The 18,493-nt window shown below is 69.6% G+C and carries 17 protein-coding genes, 1 tRNA gene and 1 pseudogene; 14 read left to right on the top strand and 5 right to left on the bottom strand.

The window, feature by feature from the left end; all coding sequences use genetic code 11:
• The first annotated feature begins 44 nt into the window (after positions 1 to 44).
• Together BKA24_RS09975 and BKA24_RS09970 are read left to right on the top strand one after the other, a co-directional pair.
• Positions 45 to 284 carry a GlsB/YeaQ/YmgE family stress response membrane protein gene (locus BKA24_RS09975; protein ID WP_184220682.1) on the top strand — a complete coding sequence of 80 codons (240 nt, stop codon included), beginning with the start codon at positions 45 to 47 and terminating at the stop codon, positions 282 to 284.
• Positions 285 to 384: 100 nt separating this feature from the next.
• Positions 385 to 939 (top strand): annotated as a pseudogene (locus tag BKA24_RS09970) (SDR family NAD(P)-dependent oxidoreductase); the annotation flags it as partial.
• A 338-nt stretch (positions 940 to 1,277) separates the two neighbouring features.
• Here the strand turns inward: BKA24_RS09970 and BKA24_RS09965 are convergent.
• A tRNA-Leu gene (locus BKA24_RS09965) sits at positions 1,278 to 1,360 on the bottom strand.
• 49 nt (positions 1,361 to 1,409) lie between these two features.
• On the opposite strand from BKA24_RS09965, the gene BKA24_RS09960 reads away from it, so the two are divergent.
• Complete coding sequence (locus tag BKA24_RS09960; protein WP_184217623.1) at positions 1,410 to 2,042, top strand: ANTAR domain-containing response regulator; 633 nt, start codon at positions 1,410 to 1,412, stop codon at positions 2,040 to 2,042.
• Positions 2,043 to 2,111: 69 nt separating this feature from the next.
• On the opposite strand, the gene BKA24_RS09955 is transcribed toward BKA24_RS09960, so the two are convergent.
• Positions 2,112 to 2,543, bottom strand: coding sequence for a PaaI family thioesterase (locus tag BKA24_RS09955; protein ID WP_184217621.1), 432 nt, complete (start codon positions 2,541 to 2,543; stop codon positions 2,112 to 2,114).
• Positions 2,544 to 2,615: 72 nt separating this feature from the next.
• On the opposite strand from BKA24_RS09955, the gene polA reads away from it, so the two are divergent.
• The 6 genes from polA to BKA24_RS09925 all read left to right on the top strand — a co-directional run bounded on the left by polA (position 2,616) and on the right by BKA24_RS09925 (position 10,616).
• Positions 2,616 to 5,243 (top strand): DNA polymerase I, encoded by a 2,628-nt coding sequence (gene polA, locus BKA24_RS09950; RefSeq protein WP_184217619.1) that lies wholly within the window; start codon positions 2,616 to 2,618, stop codon positions 5,241 to 5,243.
• Positions 5,244 to 5,268: 25 nt separating this feature from the next.
• Positions 5,269 to 6,945: a DUF885 domain-containing protein gene (locus BKA24_RS09945; RefSeq protein WP_184217617.1), complete on the top strand. Its 1,677-nt coding sequence runs from the start codon at positions 5,269 to 5,271 to the stop codon at positions 6,943 to 6,945.
• A 79-nt stretch (positions 6,946 to 7,024) separates the two neighbouring features.
• A complete protein-coding gene (locus BKA24_RS09940; RefSeq protein WP_184217615.1) occupies positions 7,025 to 8,056 on the top strand; it encodes an LLM class flavin-dependent oxidoreductase in 1,032 nt (343 codons plus the stop codon).
• Positions 8,057 to 8,100: 44 nt separating this feature from the next.
• Positions 8,101 to 9,456, top strand: a complete 1,356-nt coding sequence (locus tag BKA24_RS09935) for an MFS transporter (RefSeq protein ID WP_184217613.1) — start codon at positions 8,101 to 8,103, stop codon at positions 9,454 to 9,456.
• Positions 9,457 to 9,488: 32 nt separating this feature from the next.
• Positions 9,489 to 10,244 (top strand): SGNH/GDSL hydrolase family protein, encoded by a 756-nt coding sequence (locus tag BKA24_RS09930; RefSeq protein WP_184217611.1) that lies wholly within the window; start codon positions 9,489 to 9,491, stop codon positions 10,242 to 10,244.
• 114 nt (positions 10,245 to 10,358) lie between these two features.
• Entirely contained in the window at positions 10,359 to 10,616 is a 258-nt protein-coding gene (locus BKA24_RS09925; protein WP_184217609.1) for a DUF6458 family protein, read from the top strand.
• A 49-nt stretch (positions 10,617 to 10,665) separates the two neighbouring features.
• Here the strand turns inward: BKA24_RS09925 and BKA24_RS09920 are convergent, their stop codons facing one another.
• The 3 genes from BKA24_RS09920 to BKA24_RS09910 are packed head-to-tail and all read right to left on the bottom strand — an operon-like array spanning position 10,666 to position 13,101.
• Positions 10,666 to 12,000 carry an MFS transporter gene (locus tag BKA24_RS09920; protein ID WP_343066064.1) on the bottom strand — a complete coding sequence of 445 codons (1,335 nt, stop codon included), beginning with the start codon at positions 11,998 to 12,000 and terminating at the stop codon, positions 10,666 to 10,668.
• A gap of 50 nt (positions 12,001 to 12,050) precedes the next feature.
• Positions 12,051 to 12,677: a TetR/AcrR family transcriptional regulator gene (locus tag BKA24_RS09915; protein WP_184217607.1), complete on the bottom strand. Its 627-nt coding sequence runs from the start codon at positions 12,675 to 12,677 to the stop codon at positions 12,051 to 12,053.
• A 28-nt stretch (positions 12,678 to 12,705) separates the two neighbouring features.
• Positions 12,706 to 13,101, bottom strand: a complete 396-nt coding sequence (locus BKA24_RS09910; RefSeq protein ID WP_184217605.1) for a PaaI family thioesterase — start codon at positions 13,099 to 13,101, stop codon at positions 12,706 to 12,708.
• 112 nt (positions 13,102 to 13,213) lie between these two features.
• On the opposite strand from BKA24_RS09910, the gene BKA24_RS09905 reads away from it, so the two are divergent.
• Genes BKA24_RS09905 through paaI form a run of 5 tightly spaced genes read left to right on the top strand, consistent with a single transcriptional unit; the run spans position 13,214 to position 18,488 of the window.
• A complete protein-coding gene (locus BKA24_RS09905) occupies positions 13,214 to 14,404 on the top strand; it encodes a thiolase family protein (protein ID WP_184217604.1) in 1,191 nt (396 codons plus the stop codon).
• Positions 14,397 to 15,137, top strand: coding sequence for an enoyl-CoA hydratase/isomerase family protein (locus BKA24_RS09900; protein ID WP_184217601.1), 741 nt, complete (start codon positions 14,397 to 14,399; stop codon positions 15,135 to 15,137). The genes BKA24_RS09905 and BKA24_RS09900 overlap by 8 nt, the downstream gene beginning before the upstream one ends.
• Positions 15,134 to 15,997, top strand: coding sequence for a 3-hydroxyacyl-CoA dehydrogenase family protein (locus tag BKA24_RS09895; protein WP_184217599.1), 864 nt, complete (start codon positions 15,134 to 15,136; stop codon positions 15,995 to 15,997). Before BKA24_RS09900 ends, BKA24_RS09895 begins: the two co-directional genes overlap by 4 nt.
• Positions 15,994 to 18,090 carry a phenylacetic acid degradation bifunctional protein PaaZ gene (paaZ, locus tag BKA24_RS09890; RefSeq protein ID WP_184217597.1) on the top strand — a complete coding sequence of 699 codons (2,097 nt, stop codon included), beginning with the start codon at positions 15,994 to 15,996 and terminating at the stop codon, positions 18,088 to 18,090. Before BKA24_RS09895 ends, paaZ begins: the two co-directional genes overlap by 4 nt.
• Positions 18,087 to 18,488: a hydroxyphenylacetyl-CoA thioesterase PaaI gene (gene paaI / locus BKA24_RS09885; RefSeq protein ID WP_343066063.1), complete on the top strand. Its 402-nt coding sequence runs from the start codon at positions 18,087 to 18,089 to the stop codon at positions 18,486 to 18,488. Before paaZ ends, paaI begins: the two co-directional genes overlap by 4 nt.
• Positions 18,489 to 18,493: the final 5 nt, after the last annotated feature.

Raw genomic sequence — 18,493 nt, 5'->3', positions numbered from 1 at the left:
ATCCCCACGCGGGGTGCCCGCCTCTACCATGTGCGGGGCGCGGTCTGATCGCAGGCGCCATCGCCAAGCTGATCCTCCCCGGCAAGCAGGGCGGCGGCTGGTTCGTCACACTGATCCTCGGTGTGGTCGGCGCGCTCCTCGGAGGCTGGCTCGGCAGTGTCCTGTTCAACGCGAAGCTCGAAGAGTTCTTCAGCATCCAGACCTGGCTGCTCGCGATCGGCGGCTCGCTCATCGTGCTGCTGATCTACGGGCTCATCACCGGGCGCAACAAGCGCACCACCTGAGTCCACATCTCGAACGACGGAACGGCGTCCCAACTGGGGCGCCGTTCCGTTGTGCACGGGACAGCGTATCGTCGGACCCAGTGACATCGAGGAGCGCCCCATGAACGCACGCGACCCCATTCGGGATTCCCGGGTCCTCATCACTGGAGCCGCCCGCGGGATGGGGGAGCTGTATGCCCGGCGCGCAGTCGCCGTCGGCGCGAGAGCCGTCGCGCTGTGGGACATCACGGATGCCGCAGCTCTCGCCGCTGAGCTATCGGGCTCGGGGGTCGACGTGCGGGCGTACCGCGTCGACATCGCGGACCGTGAGGACATCGCCCGTGCCGCCACCGAGGTCCGGATCGACTTGGGCGGTGTCGACGTCCTGATCAACAACGCCGGCATCGTCCGGGGCGCGCCGTTCTGGGAGCATGACCCTGAGCGCGACATCGAGGCGACGATGCGGGTGAACACGCTTGCCGCGATGTGGCTCACGCGGGAGTTCCTGCCCGAGATGATCGCGGACGCGACGCGACCGGCGCGCATCCTCAACATCGCGTCCGCCGCCGGGACGCTCGCCAATCCGAGGATGAGCGTCTACGCCGCCTCGAAGTGGGCGCTGATCGGCTGGAGTGAATCGGTGCGCCTCGAGCTGGAGGCGCACGGGCACCGGCACATCGCGGTCACGACCTTCTGCCCGAGCTATGTTTCGACCGGCATGTTCGCCGGTGCACGCGGTCCTCTGCTGACTCCCATCCTGACGGCCCCGCCAGGCGACGCAGGCGGCGTGGCGGGGGATGGTGCGCGGGACGCCAATGGTGATCCGCCCGTGGACGGTCAAGCTGGCGATGGCGCTGCGCGGCGTGCTGCCGACCAGGTCTTAGGACGCCCTGGCGCGCCGCGTGTTCAAGGTGTACTCGTCGATGGACGCATTCACCGGTCGCGGAGGCTGACCACGTCGGAAGACTTCCCGCACGCCGAGCCGAGGGTCGAGGTGCGGGAAGTCCCGAGACGTGCCGGTGGTGGGAGTCGAACCCACACGCCCTTTCGGGCAACCGAGTTTGAGTCGGTCGCGTCTGCCATTCCGCCACACCGGCGCACGCCTCAACGACGATACCGCAGGAAGGCGGTACCGCCTGCCCTAGGATGGACGACGTGACTGAGCAGGAACCCACCCCGGCACCCCAGGCCGCCCCCACCCCGCGTCGCGTCGTCGTCGCAGAGGACGAGTCGCTGATCCGACTCGACATCGTCGAGATCCTGCGCGACAGCGGCTTCGACGTCGTCGGTGAAGCGGGTGACGGCGAGACCGCCGTGCAGCTCGCCACCGAGCTTCGTCCCGACCTCGTGATCATGGACGTCAAGATGCCCGTCCTCGACGGCATCAGCGCTGCCGAGAAGCTCAGCAAGAACCACGTCGCCCCCGTCGTGCTGCTGACCGCCTTCAGCCAGAAGGAACTCGTCGAGCGTGCGAGCGAGGCCGGTGCGCTCGCGTATGTCGTGAAGCCCTTCACCCCGAACGACCTGCTGCCGGCGATCGAGATCGCCCTCGCCCGTTACGAGCAGATCATCACGCTCGAGGCCGAGGTCGCGGACATGGTCGAGCGTTTCGAGACGCGCAAGCTCGTCGACCGGGCCAAGGGCCTGCTCAACGAGAAGATGGGCTTGTCTGAGCCCGACGCCTTCCGGTGGATCCAGAAGGCATCGATGGATCGCCGGCTCACGATGCAGGACGTCGCCAAGGCGATCATCGAGCAGCTGGCTCCCAAGAAGGGCTGACGCGACACAGGTCGTTCAGATTTCTCCGGATGCCGGGTGGTTCGTCACCCGGCATCCGTTGTCTCCGGGTCAGGATGCCGGCACGTCGCGGACCATGTTCGTGATGCGCACCGTCGAGCAGCGTCGGCCGGCGTCGTCGGTCACGACGATCTCGTGCACCGTCAGGCTTCGCCCGAGGTGGATCGGCGTGCAGACGCCGGTGACCCACCCCTCCGTCGCCGAGCGGGTGTGGGTGGCGTTGATGTCGATTCCGACGGCCAGGCGTCCGGGCCCTGCGTGGAAGTTGGCGTGCATGGAGCCGAGCGATTCGCCGAGCACGACGTAGGCGCCGCCGTGTAGGAGTCCGACGGGCTGGGTGTTGCCCTCGACCGGCATCCGTGCGACCGCCCGATCGGCGGTGAACTCGACCCACTCGATGCCCATCTTCTCGGCGAGGGCGCCCATGCCGCGGCCGGTGGCCCAGGCGAGCGCGTCATCGGGGGAGTGGACGTCCGTGGGCATGGCTCACCTTGCTTCGATGCGGGAGGGATTCGCTGCGCTGTCGGTGTCCGATGCGCGAACTAGGCTGGCTGGGTGACCGACTCCGGAAAGCCTACTCTGCTCGTCGTCGACGGCCACTCGCTGGCCTATCGGGCGTTCTACGCCCTTCCCGTCGACAACTTCTCGACGAAGGACGGCCAGCACACCAACGGCATCTACGGCTTCCTGTCGATGTTCGTGAACCTCGTGAAGGCCGAGCGGCCGACGCACCTGGCGGTGGCCTTCGACACCTCGCGGCAGTCGTTCCGCACGCGCGTATACGAGGAGTACAAGGCGAACCGGTCTGAGTCCCCCGCGGAGTTCAAAGGTCAGATCCCCCTCCTGCAGGACTGCCTCGCCGCGATGGGCGTGCCCGTGCTCACGAAGGAGGACTTCGAAGCCGATGACATCTTGGCGACCCTCGCTACGCAGGGCGTCGAGAGCGGCTACCAGGTGCTCGTCTGCTCGGGCGACCGCGACACGATCCAGCTCGTGACCGACGACGTCACCCTCCTCTACCCGAGCGTGCAGGGCGTCTCGCAGCTCAAGCGCTACACCCCCGATGCTGTCGTGGAGAAGTACGGGCTGCCGCCGGTGAACTATCCCGATATCGCCGCTCTCGTGGGGGAGACGAGCGACAATCTGCCGGGCGTCCCGAAGGTCGGCGAGAAGACGGCCGTCAAATGGATCACCCAGTTCGGCACCCTCGACGCGCTGCTCGAACGCGCGGACGAGATCAAGGGCGTCGTCGGCGGCAACCTCCGTGAGCACCTCGACGACGTCCGCCGCAACCGGCAGCTGAACCGCCTGCTGCGCGACGTCGAGCTCGAATACGCGCCCGAAGACCTCGCCCTCCGTCCGCTCGACACGCAGGCGGTCCGCGACATCTTCGCGCGGCTCGAGTTCCGCACGCTCCTGCCACGAGTATTCGAGGCCTTCGATGTCATCGATGAACCGGCCGCCCCCGAGGTGGCCGCTCCCGAGCCGGTGCAGACGGATGCCGCGGCTCTCGCGGGCTGGCTGGCGGAGCAGACCGGCGAGCTGGCTCTGACGGTCACGGTGGCGGGCGGCACGCCCACCAGGATCGGCGTCGCGACGAACGACGCCGTCCGCGAGGCTGACTGGGACGACACGGCACGCGTCGCCCTCGCCGACTGGCTCGAGGGGGACACGCCGAAGATCCTGACTGACGCGAAGCCGCAGGTGAAGGCGCTCCGGCGGGCCGGCATCCGCCTCGGCGGTCTCGCCTTCGACACCATCCTCGCCGGGTGGCTGCTGCGTCCGAGCCTCCCGGACAAGTCGCTCGCCGATCTCGTGGACCGCTATCTCGACGAGAAGCTTCCCGAGGCCGATCCGTCGCAGCTCGTCCCCGAGACCGAGGGAGCCACTCCCGGTCAGCTGGCGTGGTTCGCGCTGCGTGTCGTGAGCGCCCAGCGCGACGAGATGCCCGACTCCGTGGCATCCGTCCTCACGGACATCGAACTCCCGACACTCGACGCCCTCGCCGACATGGAGTTGGCGGGCGTGGCGGTCTCGCGTGAGAAGCTCGCCGGGTTCTCCGGCGAACTCGCCGCACGGGCGGAGAGCATCGCACAGGAGGCCTACGCGATCATCGGACGCGAGGTGAACCTCGGCTCCCCGAAACAGCTGCAGGAGGTGCTGTTCGAGCAGCTCGAGCTTCCCAAGACCCGCAAGACGAAGACCGGGTATTCCACGGATGCCGCCGTGCTGGCCGACCTGCAGGAGTCGAACCCCCATCCGTTCCTCGGGCTGCTGCTGCAGTTCCGTGAGGCCACGAAGCTGCGGCAGATCATCGAGTCTCTGACGGTCGGCATCGCCGAGGACGCGCGGATCCACACGACCTACGTGCAGACCGGCAGCCAGACCGGCCGGCTCTCGAGCACGGATCCGAACCTGCAGAACATCCCCATCCGCAACGAGGAGTCCCGTCGCATCCGCGCCGCGTTCGAGGTGGGCGAGGGCTACGAGACGCTCCTCACCGCGGACTACTCCCAGATCGAGATGCGGATCATGGCGCACCTGTCGGGCGACCCGGGCCTCATCGAGGCGTTCAACTCGGGGGAGGACCTCCACCGTTTCGTCGGCGCCCGTGTCTTCGGCGTCGAGCCTGCCGAGGTGACGGCGCCGATGCGCACGAAGGTGAAGGCCATGTCGTACGGCCTCGTCTACGGCCTGAGCGCGTTCGGGCTGTCCAAGCAGCTGCGCATCGAGCAGTCCGAAGCGAAGCAGCTGATGCTGGAGTACTTCGCCCGCTTCGGTGCGGTGCGCGACTACCTGCGCTCCTCTGTGGAGCAGGCGAGGATCGACGGCTACACCGAGACGATTTTCGGGCGTCGGCGGCCGTTCCCCGACCTGACGAGCCCGAATCGGGTCTTGCGGGAGAACGCGGAGCGCGCCGCGCTCAACGCGCCCATCCAGGGCAGCGCGGCTGACATCATGAAGATCGCCCTCAACGAGATCCATGATGATCTCGCCGCTCGCGACCTGCACTCGCGGGTGCTCCTGCAGATCCACGACGAACTCGTGGTGGAGGTCGCCCCGGGTGAGTGGGACGACGTCGCGGGAATCGTCCGGACACGGATGGGGGATGCCGCAGACCTCTCCGTGCCGCTGGACGTCCAGATCGGGCGAGGCGCCGATTGGGACGAAGCCGCGCACTGACCTCGCTCGTCGGTACGCTCGAGGCATGACCGACGCACAACGCACGCCCACGCCGATCGACACGATCGCAGACGCCTGGGTGGACACTCTGGCCGACCTCTCGCCGAGCCTGGCGACCTACATCGGGCGCTTCGAGCACAACGGCCGTCTCGACGACCTGTCGCCCGCGGGCGCGGAGCGAGCCGTGAGCGCGGCTCGTGAGACGCTGAGCGCACTCACCGCTGCGGCGCCCGTCGATGACGTCGACGAGGTCACGAAGGCGGACCTTTCGGCCGAGCTCACCCTCCAGATCGAGCTCCACGAGGCGAAGTCGCATCTGCGGGACGTGAATGTGATCGCGTCGCCGGCGCAGGACATCCGCAGCGTGTTCGACCTGATGCCGACCGACACCGTCGAGGACTGGACGGTCGTGGCGGCGCGCCTGAACGCCATCCCCGACGCGCTGACCGGCTACGTCGAGACTCTGCGGGAGGGAATCGCCCAGGGCGTCGTGCCGGCGCGGCGTCAGGTCACCGAGGTCGTGACGCAGATCGCCCGGTACACCGCCGACGGCGGGTTCTTCGACGCCTTCACGGGTTCCGCCTCACCGCAGGAGGGCGAGCTGCCCGCCTCGCTCACGCGAGACCTCGCCGCCGGAGCGGACGCCGCACGGGCGGCGTACGACCGGCTGGCGACCTTCCTGGGCGACGAGCTCGCCCCCCGCAGCTCGGAGACCGACGCCGTCGGCCGGGAGCTCTACGCATTGCACTCGCGACGATTCCTGGGCGCGACCATCGACCTCGACGAGACCTACGAGTGGGGCGTCGAGGAGCTTGCTCGGATGGTCGCCGAGCAGGAGTCGATCGCGAACGAGATCCTCCCGGGCGCGACCGTCGAAGAGGCCGTCGCCTTCCTCGAGAAGGATCCCTCGCGCAAGCTCCACGGCACCGAGGCGCTGCAGCGCTGGATGCAGGAGACGAGCGACCGGGCCGTCGAGGAGCTGGGCCGGACCCACTTCGACATTCCCGAGCCGATCCGCCGCCTGGAGTGCATGATCGCCCCCACGAACGAGGGCGGCATTTACTACACCGGTCCGACCGACGACTTCTCGCGGCCCGGACGCATGTGGTGGTCGGTGCCCGAGGGCGTCGATTCCTTCGACACCTGGCGTGAGCTGACGACGGTGTACCACGAGGGCGTTCCCGGACACCACCTCCAGATCGCGCAGGCGGTGTACAACCGGGCTGAGCTGAACTCGTGGCGCCGGCTGCTCGCGGGCTCCAGCGGTCACGCCGAGGGGTGGGCCCTCTACGCCGAGCGCCTCATGGAGCAGCTCGGCTACCTCGACGATCCCGCCGACAAGCTGGGGATGCTCGACGGTCAGCGCATGCGTGCCGCGCGCGTCGTGCTCGACATCGGTGTGCACCTCGGCAAGCCCCGTCCGGACGGCCAGGGAACCTGGGATGCCGAGTATGCGCTCGAGTTCATGCGTCGCAACGTGAACATGTCGGACGAGTTCATCCAGTTCGAGGTGAACCGTTACCTCGGATGGCCCGGTCAGGCGCCGTCATACAAGGTCGGCCAGCGCATCTGGGAGCAGATCCGCGACGACGCGCAGCAGCGCGGAGGGGCGGACTTCGACATCAAGCAGTTCCACATGAAGGCGCTGCGCGTGGGCGGCGTGGGACTGGACACGCTCCGGATGGCGTTGGCGAACGGCTGAGACGCGGAGAGTCGGCGGGAGTCCCGGGAATGCTCGGGGCGCCCGCCGACTTGTATCCGTGTGAATGAAAGGGGCGGACATGACCGCAGTGGAGCTGGGACTCGACACCTTCGGAGACATCACCCTCGATGAGGCCGGCCAGCGCGTGACCGACGCGCAGGCGATCCGCAACCTCGTCGACCAGGCGACCCTCGCAGATGAGGTCGGTGTCGACTTCATCGGCGTGGGCGAGCACCATCGCCCCGACTTCGCGGTCTCCAGCCCCGAGATCGTGCTCGCCGCGATCGCCTCGCGGACCGAGCGCATCCGCCTCGGCACCGCGGTCACCGTGCTCTCCAGCGACGATCCGGTGCGGGTGTACGAACGGTTCGCCACGCTCGACGCCGTCTCGAACGGCCGTGCCGAGGTCATCCTCGGGCGTGGATCCTTCATCGAATCCTTCCCGTTGTTCGGATACGACCTGGGGCACTACGAAGCGCTCTTCGAGGAAAAGCTCGAGCTGTTCTCCCTCCTGCGCGAGGAGAAGCCGGTGACGTGGCAGGGGACCATGCGCGCGTCCCTCACGGATGCCGATGTCTACCCGAAGACCGCCGGCGGGATCCGGGCGTGGGTCGGTGTCGGCGGCTCGCCGGAGTCGGTGGTGCGCACCGCCCGCTATGGCTACGGCCTGATGCTCGCCATCATCGGCGGCCCGGCTGCACGGTTCCGGCCCTACGTGGACCTCTACCACCGCGCCGTGGGTGAGCTCGGGATGCCGGCGCAGCCGATCGGGATGCACTCGCCCGGTCACGTCGCCGACACCGACGAGCAGGCGTGGGAGGAGGCCTACCCGGGCTTCGAGCGCCAGAACAACACGATCGGACGCGAGCGCGGATGGCCGCCGTACAGCCGGCTCCGCTTCCAGCAGGAGGCGGGACCGGAGGGGTCGATCTACGTGGGCTCCCCGGAGACCGTGGCGAAGAAGATCGTCGCCTCGATCCGCGCCCTCGGCGTGCAGCGCTTCGACATGAAGTATGCCAACGGCACCTTAGGCCACGACAAGCTCATGCGATCGGTGGAGCTGTACGGCACGCGGGTGATCCCGCTCGTGAGGGAGATGCTCGCGGAGTGATGGTGCGCGACCTCGGGTCGCGCGACTGCTCGTAGCATTCAAGGATGACCGATACGTCGACCGCCGAGACGGTCGCCCCCAGGCTCGACCGTCTCCCGTTCACCCGGACGCACTTGAAGGTGTTGACGGGTTCGGGCGCCGGATGGGCGCTCGATGCCATGGACGTCGGGCTCATCTCGTTCGTGATCGCCGCGCTGGTCGCCCAGTGGGACCTCACGACCGAGGCCACTTCCTGGATCGCATCGGCGGGGTTCGCGGGAATGGCCATCGGTGCGACGCTCGGCGGGCTGCTCGCGGACCGGATCGGCCGCCGCTCGGTGTTCGCCCTGACGCTCCTCGTCTACGGCCTCGCCACCGGCGCGAGCGCCCTGGCAGGCGGCATCGCGGCGCTGATCGCGCTCCGGTTCGTCGTCGGGCTCGGACTCGGCGCCGAGCTGCCGGTGGCGAGCACCTACGTGAGCGAGTTCGCTCCCGCCCGGATGCGAGGACGTCTCATCGTCATCCTGGAAGCGTTCTGGGCGGTGGGGTGGACGGCATCCGCGCTCATCGGGTTCTTCGTCATCCCGAACGTCCCGGAGGGGTGGCGCTGGGCCCTGGCGCTCGGGGCGGTGCCCGCCCTGTACGCGCTGGTGATCCGATGGGGCCTTCCGGAGTCACCGCGCTGGCTCGCGCGCCGCGGGCGGCAGGAAGAAGCCGAGAAGGTCGTCGGCTCGCTCGAGGCGTCGCCACCGCTGTTCGGCTCTCGAGCCGTCCGGCCCCCGGTCGCCGCCGCGCAGCCCGCGCCGACGAGCGGGCTCGGTGTGGGGGAGCGGCTCCGCGCGCTCTGGGCGCCGGCGCTGCGCCGCCGGACGGTCGCCCTGTGGGTCGTGTGGTTCTGCGTGAACTTCGCCTACTACGGCGCTTTCATCTGGATTCCGACGCTGCTGTTCTCGCAGGGCTTCGACCTCGTAAAGTCGTTCGGGTTCACCCTGATCATCACGCTCGCGCAGCTCCCGGGTTACGCCGTCGCCGCGTGGCTGATCGAGGTGTGGGGCAGGCGCGCCACCCTGTCGGTGTTCCTGCTGGGGTCGGGAGTGTCCGCCGTCCTGTTCGGCCAGTCATCCGCGGAATGGGCGATCCTCGCCACGGGCATGGCACTGTCGTTCTTCAACCTCGGCGCGTGGGGTGCGCTGTACGCGGCGACACCGGAGATGTACCCGACCTCGCTCCGCGCGACCGGTGCGGGGTGGGCTGCCGGTGTCGGACGCATCGCCTCGATCGCCGCGCCGCCGAGCGTGCCGCTGATGATCGGCGTCGGCGGGATCGGGCTCGTCTTCTTCGTGTTCGCCGTCTTCTTCGTCGTGGCCGCGGTCGCCGCCTGGGGCCTCGTCGAGGGCCGCGGGTCGGCCCTGGCCGACTGATCCTCACCGACTGATCCGCGTAGGCTGGACCGATGGTGCAGGTGCGGTACGTCGCGATCGGCGATTCGTTCACCGAAGGGGTCGGCGACGAGGTCGAGGGAGTCCCGCGCGGCTGGGCGGATCTCGTCGCGCAGGGCTGGGCGGACTCCCGCGGTGAGCAGGTGGCCTACGCGAACCTGGCGATCCGTGGCAAGCTCGTGCAGCCGATCGTCGTTGAGCAGCTCGAACGCGCCCTCGCCCTCGGACCCACGCACCTCTCGTTCAACGGCGGTGGGAACGACATGCTGCGTCCGCGAACTCCGATCTCCCGAATCGCCGATGCCTTCTCGCACGTTCGGCGCCGGTGCCAGGAGGAAGGGGTGACGTTGATCCTCCTCTCCGGAGCGAACCCGTCGGCGCAGCTCCCGCTGCCCGCCCTGATCCAGCGCCGCGGCGACGCCCTCTCCGCTGCCGTGGAGGAGCGGATCGCCGGCGATGACGACATCGTCACGGCATTCAATTGGCCTGACACGGAGCTCTCCGACCCATCGTATTGGTCCGCCGACCGCCTGCACATGAACACCCGAGGTCATCACCGCGTGGCCGCCCGTGTGCTCGACGCCCTCGCTGAGGACGTCCCCGAGGACTGGTGGTCGCTGAGCGAGCCCGACCGTACGGTGCGGCTGGACCGATCGCGGTACTTCCGTGAACACCTGGGACCCTGGCTCAAGCGCCGCTTGACCGGCACCTCCTCGGGGGATGGACGCGAGCCGAAGTACGCCGAGTGGCTCCCCGTCGATCCCCGCTGAGCATCGCCGCTCTCTGAGCGGGATGCACAGCGGAGGAGCGCGTGTCAAGAGACTGCACGGCGCCCGCGGCATCCGTCATCATCGGAGGGCACAGCTCAGAAAGGGAGTGTTCTCATGAGCATCGGAACCGGAATCGTCCTCTTCGTGATCGGCGCCATCCTCGCCTTCGCGATCAATGTGGACGTCGACTTCGTGAATCTCGACCTGATCGGCTACATCCTGATGGGGGCCGGTGTCGTCGTGTTCCTCATCGGCATCGTGCTCCTGATGAAGCGCCGCTCCACCGAATCGACCGTCCGCACGGTCGACCCGGTCGCCGGCGAGCGCGTCACCCGTTCGGAGACCCGCTCCTCGGGCGACGGCACGATCTGACGCATCCGCACGAACGGCCCGGCCCCCTGGGGACCGGGCCGTTCGTCTGTCACCGGGGCGGGCGGCGCGGCTCGTCCATCCCGAGGTGGACACGCGTGCGTCGACGCTCGACCGAGATGAAGATCGCGCCGAGCAGCCACAGCGGGATCTGTGCGAGGAAGGCCACGCGGAAGGCGTCGAGGCGGTAGGTGTCGGGCGTCCCCGCCCCTTGGAGATCGAGGGCGACGCCGATCACGAAGATGGCGATCAGGGCGGCGAGGAATCCGCCGGCGTTCGTCAGACCGGTTGCCGTACTGAGGCGGTGAGAGGGATTGTGGGTCCGGGCGTGGTCGAAGGCGATCATCGAGGCCGGACCGCCCAGTGACAGCGCGACCACGAGCACGGTGAGCAGCCAGAGCGGAGCGGGCCCCGGCCAGAGGATCACCGTCAGCCACGCGCCGAGTTGCACGGCGACGGCCGGAAGGACGAGTGCGCGGGAGCGACGGTGGGGGATGCGGCGCGACAGTTCCCCCAGCACGGGGCCGAACGCCATGCCGGCGAACACGAAGATGGTCAGCAGGCCCGTCGCCTCGCCGAGCGTGCGACCCTCTCCGGCGGTGAGGAAGGGGACGCCCCACAGGAGCATGAACGCCGTCCCCGCGAACGGCGTCGCGAAGTGCGACCAGAAGGCCAGTCGGGTGCCGGGGTGAGCCCACGCGGCGCGGATGCCGACGCCCGTGTCGACGCTCGAGGTGACGATGCGGATCGCGCCGGTGTCGGTGTCGACGCTGATGTCGCGGTCGACCTCCGGCGGGTGGTTGCGGATCACCGCGAACACGAGGACGGCGAAGAGCACGCCGAGTCCCGCGATCGCGCCGAAGGTCACCGACCAGCTGGTCGCGTGGAGCACGGCGGCGATCGGGATGACGGCGACGAGCTGGCCTGCCTGACCCAGGATGCCGGTGAGTTGCACCATCACCGGTGCGCGTTGGGCCGGGAACCACGTCGCGACGAGGCGCAGGACTGCGGGGAAGACGGCCGCATCGCCGGCACCGAGGAGCATGCGCGCGACGATCGCGATCCCGACGCTCGGCGAGAGGGCCATCGTCAGCTGACCGACGGCCATCAGGATCATGCCGATCGTGATGATCGGGCGCGAGCCGTACCGGTCGAGCAGGACGCCGACCGGGATCTGCATACCGCCGTACACCGCCAGCTGGACGACGGCGAAGAGGGAAAGGGTCGCGGCATCCGCCTGGAATCGCTCCGCGGCATCCACGCCGACCGCAGAGAGCGACGTCCGGTTGGTGATGGCGAGGATGTATGCGGCGACGCCGGTCGACCAGACGATCCATGCGCGGATCCCCGGGCCGCCGGTGTGCGCCGCGGCGCGAACCCGACTCACGCCCCGCGTCCCCGGAGGAGAGCGGATGCCGACGGAGTCACCCGTCCACGCTACTCCTGCGTGCGCGGGGCTCCGGCCGGACGGAGGCCGTCGAGGGCCAGGGTGACGACGTCGTGTCCGAGCCGGGAGCCGTCGATGGCGCCACCCGGCCTGTACCACTCGACGAGCGAGTTGATCATGCCGAAGATGAGTCGGGCGACGACCGACGCGTCGACGTCGTCGCGGATGTCGCCGTCGCCCTGCGCCTGGGCGACGAGCGCGGTGACGCGCTGGTCGAAGGTCCGTCGGCGGGCGAGGGCTGCCTGCTCGGCCGGTCCGTTGCCGCGCACCCGCAGAAGCAGGGTGACGTAGGGCAGGTTGGTCACGAGTGCGTCGGTGGCACCGCGGAAGACGTCACGCAGTGCGGCCGACGCGCTGCGGCCGTCACGGGGCTGGTCGAGCGCGGCTTCGAGGCTGTCGAGGGCTCGTCCGAGGGCGAGTTCGAGGACGGCTTCCTTGGAGGAGAAGTGGTGGTAAAGCGCGGACTTGGTGACACCGAGTCGGCCCGCGACGTCGGCGACCGATGTCGCGTCGTACCCGCGCTCGTTGAAGAGCGCGACGGCGGCGTCGAGGACGGCCTCGCGGTCATGACCGGGGCGGCCTCGACGCGTCGGGGTGTCGGCGTGCGCTGTGTCCATCGGCTCAGTCTGTCATCGACGCCGCCGCTCACGCATCGACGATCAGGTTCGTGATGCGGGCCGTCGCGACGAGGTGCCCCTCCGCGTCCTGGATGCGCACTTCGTAGGTCGCAGTGCGCCGACCTCGGTGCAGCGGGGTGGCCGTCGCGGTCACGGTCTCACCCCGCGGGCCGCGGTGGTGGGTGATGTTGAGATCCACGCCGACGCAGACCCTGCCCATTGTGCTCGCGTGGATCATCGCGGCCCATGACCCCGTGGCCTCGGCGAGCGCCGCGGTGGCACCGCCGTGCAGTCGCCCGAGCGATTGCGTGTTGCCGGCCACCGGCATCCGTGTCACGACCTCGTCCGCCGATTGCGCGAGCACCTCGATGCGGAGCTTGTCGTCGAGGGCACCGGGGGAGATGGTCCACACGTCATCGGTCATGCTTCATCCTCTGCTCGGGTTGTTCTCCACGTCCACGTCTGACACTATTACTGAACGAACGGTCTGCAAATAGCCTGCGGTCCGAGAGCACTGGCGCTCATGGAGGATGACGATGTCCGAGGCATACCTGGTGGGAGGCGCCCGCACCCCGGTGGGACGCTACGGCGGCACCCTCGCCGACGTGCGTCCCGACGACCTCGCCGCGCTCGTCGTCCGAGAAGCGGTGACCCGTTCGGGCCTCCCCGACGAAGCGTTCGACGAGGTCTACCTCGGCGCGGCGAACCAGGCGGGGGAGGACAACCGCAACGTCGCCCGGATGGCCGTGCTCCTGGCGGGGCTTCCCGATGCGGTGCCCGGCCTCACCGTCAACCGACTCTGCGCGTCGGGGATGTCCGCGATCGCGCTCGCCTCCCAGGCGATCCGTGCGGGCGATGCCGATGCGATCGTCGCCGGCGGTGTCGAGTCGATGACGCGGGCGCCGTGGGTGCAGGCGAAATCCGCACGGGCCTGGGCGAAGCCGGGGGAATCGTTCGACACCTCCATCGGGTGGCGATTCACGAATCCACGGCTGTGGGAGCGCGAGAAGGCGACGTTCTCGATGCCGGAGACGGCGGAGGAGGTCGCGCAGGTCGACGGGATCTCGCGCGAGGACGCCGACGAGTTCGCCCTCCGCAGTCATCGGCAGGCGATCGCGGCGATCGACGCGGGCCGCTTCGCAGCGGAGATCGTCGCCGTTCCGACCGGCCGAGGCGTCGTCGAGGTCGACGAGGGACCGCGCCGTGACACGTCGGCTGACCTGCTCGCCGGTCTGCGCCCGGTCGTCCCGGGCGGCACCGTCGTGACGGCGGGGAACTCCAGCTCCCTCAACGACGGCGCGTCCGCGGTGGTCGTCGCGAGCACCGCAGCGCTCGAGCGGCACGGACTGCGCGCCCGCGCGCGGATCGTCGCGTCGGCCAGTGCCGCCCTCGCGCCGGAGATCATGGGGCTCGGACCCGTGCCGGCGACGGAGAAGGCACTCGCCAAGGCGGGGCTCACCGTCCGCGACCTCGACGCCGTCGAAGTCAACGAAGCGTTCGCCTCGCAGTCCTTGGCGTGCATCCGACGGCTGGGGCTGGACCCCGAGATCGTGAACGCCGACGGCGGCGCGATCGCGCTCGGGCACCCGCTCGGCTCGAGCGGGTCTCGTCTCCTCGTCACCCTGCTCGGACGCCTCGAACGCACCGGCGGTCGCTACGGCCTCGCAACGATGTGCGTCGGCGTGGGACAGGGGACAGCCATGATCGTGGAGCGGCTCGATGGCTGACGCGCTGAGGGTCGAATCCGCGGACGATCGGATGATCGTGACGCTCACCCGCCCGGAGAAGAAGAACGCCATCGACCAGCGGATGATCGATGACCTGCACGCGGTCTGCGACGACCTCGAGGCGACCCCCCGGACACTGATCATCAGCGGCTCGGGTGGTGTGTTCGCCGCCGGTGCCGACATCGCCCAGCTGCGGGCGCGGCGGGCGGATGATGCGCGGCGCGGCATCAACACGCAGGCCTTCCGGCGTGTGCGTGCCTTGCCGATGCCGGTCATCGCGGCCATCGACGGCTGGGCTCTCGGCGGCGGAGCGGAGCTCGCCTACGCAGCCGACATCCGCATCGGCACGCCGTCCCTGCGCATCGGGAACCCGGAGACGGGGCTCGGGATCATCGCGGCTGCCGGTGCCACCTGGCGGCTGCCCGAGATCGTCGGCCACGCCCGAGCCACCGAGATGCTCCTCACCGGGCGGATCTTGGAAGCGGAGGAGGCGCTGGCCTGGGGCCTCGTGGCGTCGCTGCACGAACCGGAGGATCTCCTCGCCGCAGCGCACGCGATCGCGGACCGGATCGCCGCGAACGACGCGCTCGCGACGCGGCACACCAAGACCGCGTTGCGCGCGAGCGCCGACGAACACCCCCACGTCGAGCTCGAGCTGCAGGCCGAGCTCTTCGAAAGCCCCGAGAAGGAGCGACGGATGACCGCATTCCTCGCACGGAAGTCGACCCGATGAGCGCCGCGGGCACGCCCGAGGTCGTCGGCGTCATCGGCGGCGGACGCATGGGGGCCGGCATCGCCCACGCGTTCGTCCTCGCGGGATCCCGCATCGTCGTCCTCGAGCGGGACCGCGACGCAGCGGACGCCGCGGGCGCCCGCATCGAGCGGAGCCTCGGTGCATCCGTCGACCGCGGCGCCACCGCAGTGCCGTTGCGCGACCTGCGCGCGTCCGTCTCCACGGCCTCCGACTCAGCCTCGCTGGCGGACGCCGACCTGGTGATCGAGGCGGTCCCCGAAGACCGCGCGCTCAAGATCGACGCGCTCCGCCGCGCGGCATCCGTCATCGGATCCGGCGCGACGCTCGCCACGAACACGTCATCGATCTCGATCGATGACCTCGCCGAGTCGCTCGACCGGCCTGAGGACTTCCTCGGCCTCCACTTCTTCAATCCCGTGCCCGCGTCGAGCCTGGTCGAGGTGGTGATCGGCACGCGCACCGCGCCGTCGCTGCGGGAGGCCGCTGCCAGCTGGGTCCGCGCGCTCGGCAAGACTCCTGTACTCGTCCGCGACTCGCCGGGGTTCGCGTCGAGCCGCCTGGGTGTCGCGCTCGCTCTGGAGGCGATCCGCATGGTCGAGGAGGGGGTGGCGGATGCCGCGGCGATCGATGCGGCGATGGAGCTCGGGTACCGGCATCCGACCGGCCCGCTGCGGACGACGGACATCGTCGGGCTCGACGTCCGCCTCGGGATCGCGGAGGAGCTCGCGGCGGCGCTGGGCCCCCGTTTCGACCCGCCCCCGTTGCTGCGGCAGATGGTCGCGGAGGGCCGACTGGGCCGCAAGAGCGGTTCCGGATTCTACGAATGGAGTGACTCGTGAGCGGCATCCTTCCCAGCTACCTCCGCGATACCTGGTGGACGCCGGACGCGTCCGACGAGGTCACGGAGGTGCGAGACGCCTCGACCGGTGAGATCGTGGCCCGCGTCGGCACGGCGGGCATCGACGTCGCCGGCGTTCTCGAGCACGCCCGCACGGTCGGGCAGCGCTCGCTCGGTGCGCTGACCTTCCACGAGCGAGCCGTGCTCCTCAAGCAGTTCGCCCTCGCGCTGTCCGAGCGGAAGGAGGAGCTCTACGACCTCTCGATGCGCAGCGGCTCGACCCGACGCGACTCCCTGAGCGACATCGACGGCGGGATCGGGGTGCTCTTCACGTACTCGTCGAAGGGACGCCGGGAGCTGCCCAACGCGAAGGTCATGGTCGACGGCCCCATCGAACCGCTCTCGAAGGACGGCTCATTCCTCGGTGAGCACGTGTTCACCCGCCTCCCGGGCGTCGCGGTGCAGATCAACGCGTTCAACTTCCCGATGTGGGGCTCACTCGAGAAGTTCGCCCCGGCCTTCCTGGCCGGCGTTCCCACCGTCGTCAAACCCGCGACCCCGACCGCGTATGTCGCCGAGGCGTGGGTGCGCATCCTCGTGGAGGCGGACCTGCTGCCGGAGGGGTCGCTGCAGCTGGTCAGCGGACGCCTGCCGGGAGTGCTCGACCACCTCAGGTTGGGTGACCTCGTGGGCTTCACGGGGAGCGCATCGACGGCTTCCCACCTCCGAACGCACCCGGGGGTCGAGTCGGGCGATGTCCGGTTCACGAGCGAGACGGATTCGATCAACGCCTCCGTCCTCGGTCCCGATGCGCGACCCGGCACCCCGGAGTTCGACGCCTACATCAGCCAGCTGATGGTCGAGATGACGACGAAGGCGGGGCAGAAGTGCACGGCGATCCGCCGCGCGATCGTCCCCCGCGGGCTGTCTCGCGACGTCGCCGAGGCGCTGGAGGCGAAGATCGCCGCGCGCGTGGTCATCGGCGACCCGAGGGCCGAAGGCGTCACGATGGGTCCCGTCGTCTCCCTCTCGCAGCGCGACGACGTGCGGGCACAGGTCGCGCGTCTGCAGGACGCCGGGGGAGAGCTCCTCGTCGGCTCGACCGACGCGCCGCAGGTCGTCCGGGCCGACGGAACGGTGGGCGAAGCGGCAGACGGTGCCTTCCTTTCGCCGATGCTCCTTGCGTTCGCCGATCCGACGACGCCCGAGGCGCACCAGCTCGAGGCCTTCGGCCCGGTGGCGAGCCTCCTCGAGTACGACTCGATAGCGGATGCCGCGGACCTCGTCGCCCGCGGGGGCGGCTCGCTCGTCACGAGCGTCGTGACGCACGACCAGGACGTCGCCGTCGAGCTGCTCACCCGCATCGGTGCGTACAACGGTCGCGTGCTCTTCCTGAGCCGCGAGAACGCCCGCACCTCCACCGGCCACGGCGCCCCCGTGCCGCACCTCGTCCACGGCGGACCCGGTCGCGCGGGCGGGGGAGAGGAGCTCGGCGGCATCCGGTCCGTTCTGCACCACATGCAGCGCACCGCCGTCCAGGGTTCCCCCGACGTCCTCACGGCGATCTCCGGTGTCTGGCACGCAGGGGCCGCGCACCGCGCGGAGGGGGCGCATCCGTTCCGGAAGTCGCTGGCAGACCTTCGCATCGGCGACGCCGTCGAATCCGCCTCGCGCACGGTGACGCTCGGCGACATCGAGACGTTCGCCGAGTTCACCGGTGACACGTTCTACGCGCACATGGACGAGGAGTCGGCCGCCGCGAACCCGTTCTTCCCCGGCCGCGTGGCGCACGGGTACCTGCTCGTGTCCTGGGCGGCGGGCCTCTTCGTCGATCCCGACCCGGGGCCCGTCTTGGCCAACTACGGTCTCGAGAACCTCCGGTTCGTCACGCCGGTGTCGCCGGGTGACGAGATCCGTGTCGCGCTGACGGCGAAGCAGATCACCCCTCGCGAGACCGACGACTACGGCGAGGTCCGCTGGGACGCCGTGATCCGGAACCAGGACGACGCGATCGTCGCGACGTACGACGTCCTGACGCTCGTTGCCAAGACGACCGGCGCGTCGGCTGTCTCCGAGATGGTGGGCGCGCGGTGAGCGGGGTGGAACTGCGGGAGATGATGCAGCACGACCTCGCCTCGGCCGCATTCGGCATGATTATCGAGCGCGACGATCCCGGCGAATCCGTGGTCTCGATGACCGTCCGGGAGGACATGACCAACGGCTTCCGGATCACGCACGGGGGCGTTGTCTTCACGCTGGCCGACACGGCGTTCGCGCTGGCCTGCAACGAAGACGACGAGGTCACCGTCGCCGCCGGCGCCGACATCGTGTTCGTGAAGTCCACGCGCGTCGGTGCGATCCTCACGGCGCATGCGACTCGGCGTTCCCGCGCGGGGCGCGCCGGCGTCTACGACGTCACCGTGACCGACGAGACCGGCGACACCGTCGCCGAGTTCCGTGGCCGTTCCCTCACCACCCGCCGCCCGCACTGACCACT

Origin of the sequence: Microbacterium marinum, from assembly GCF_014204835.1 — a bacterium.
Taxonomy (GTDB): domain Bacteria; phylum Actinomycetota; class Actinomycetes; order Actinomycetales; family Microbacteriaceae; genus Microbacterium; species Microbacterium marinum.
The sequence above is the reverse complement of the archived record's forward strand: the minus strand, read 5'-3'. Positions and strand labels throughout refer to the sequence as shown.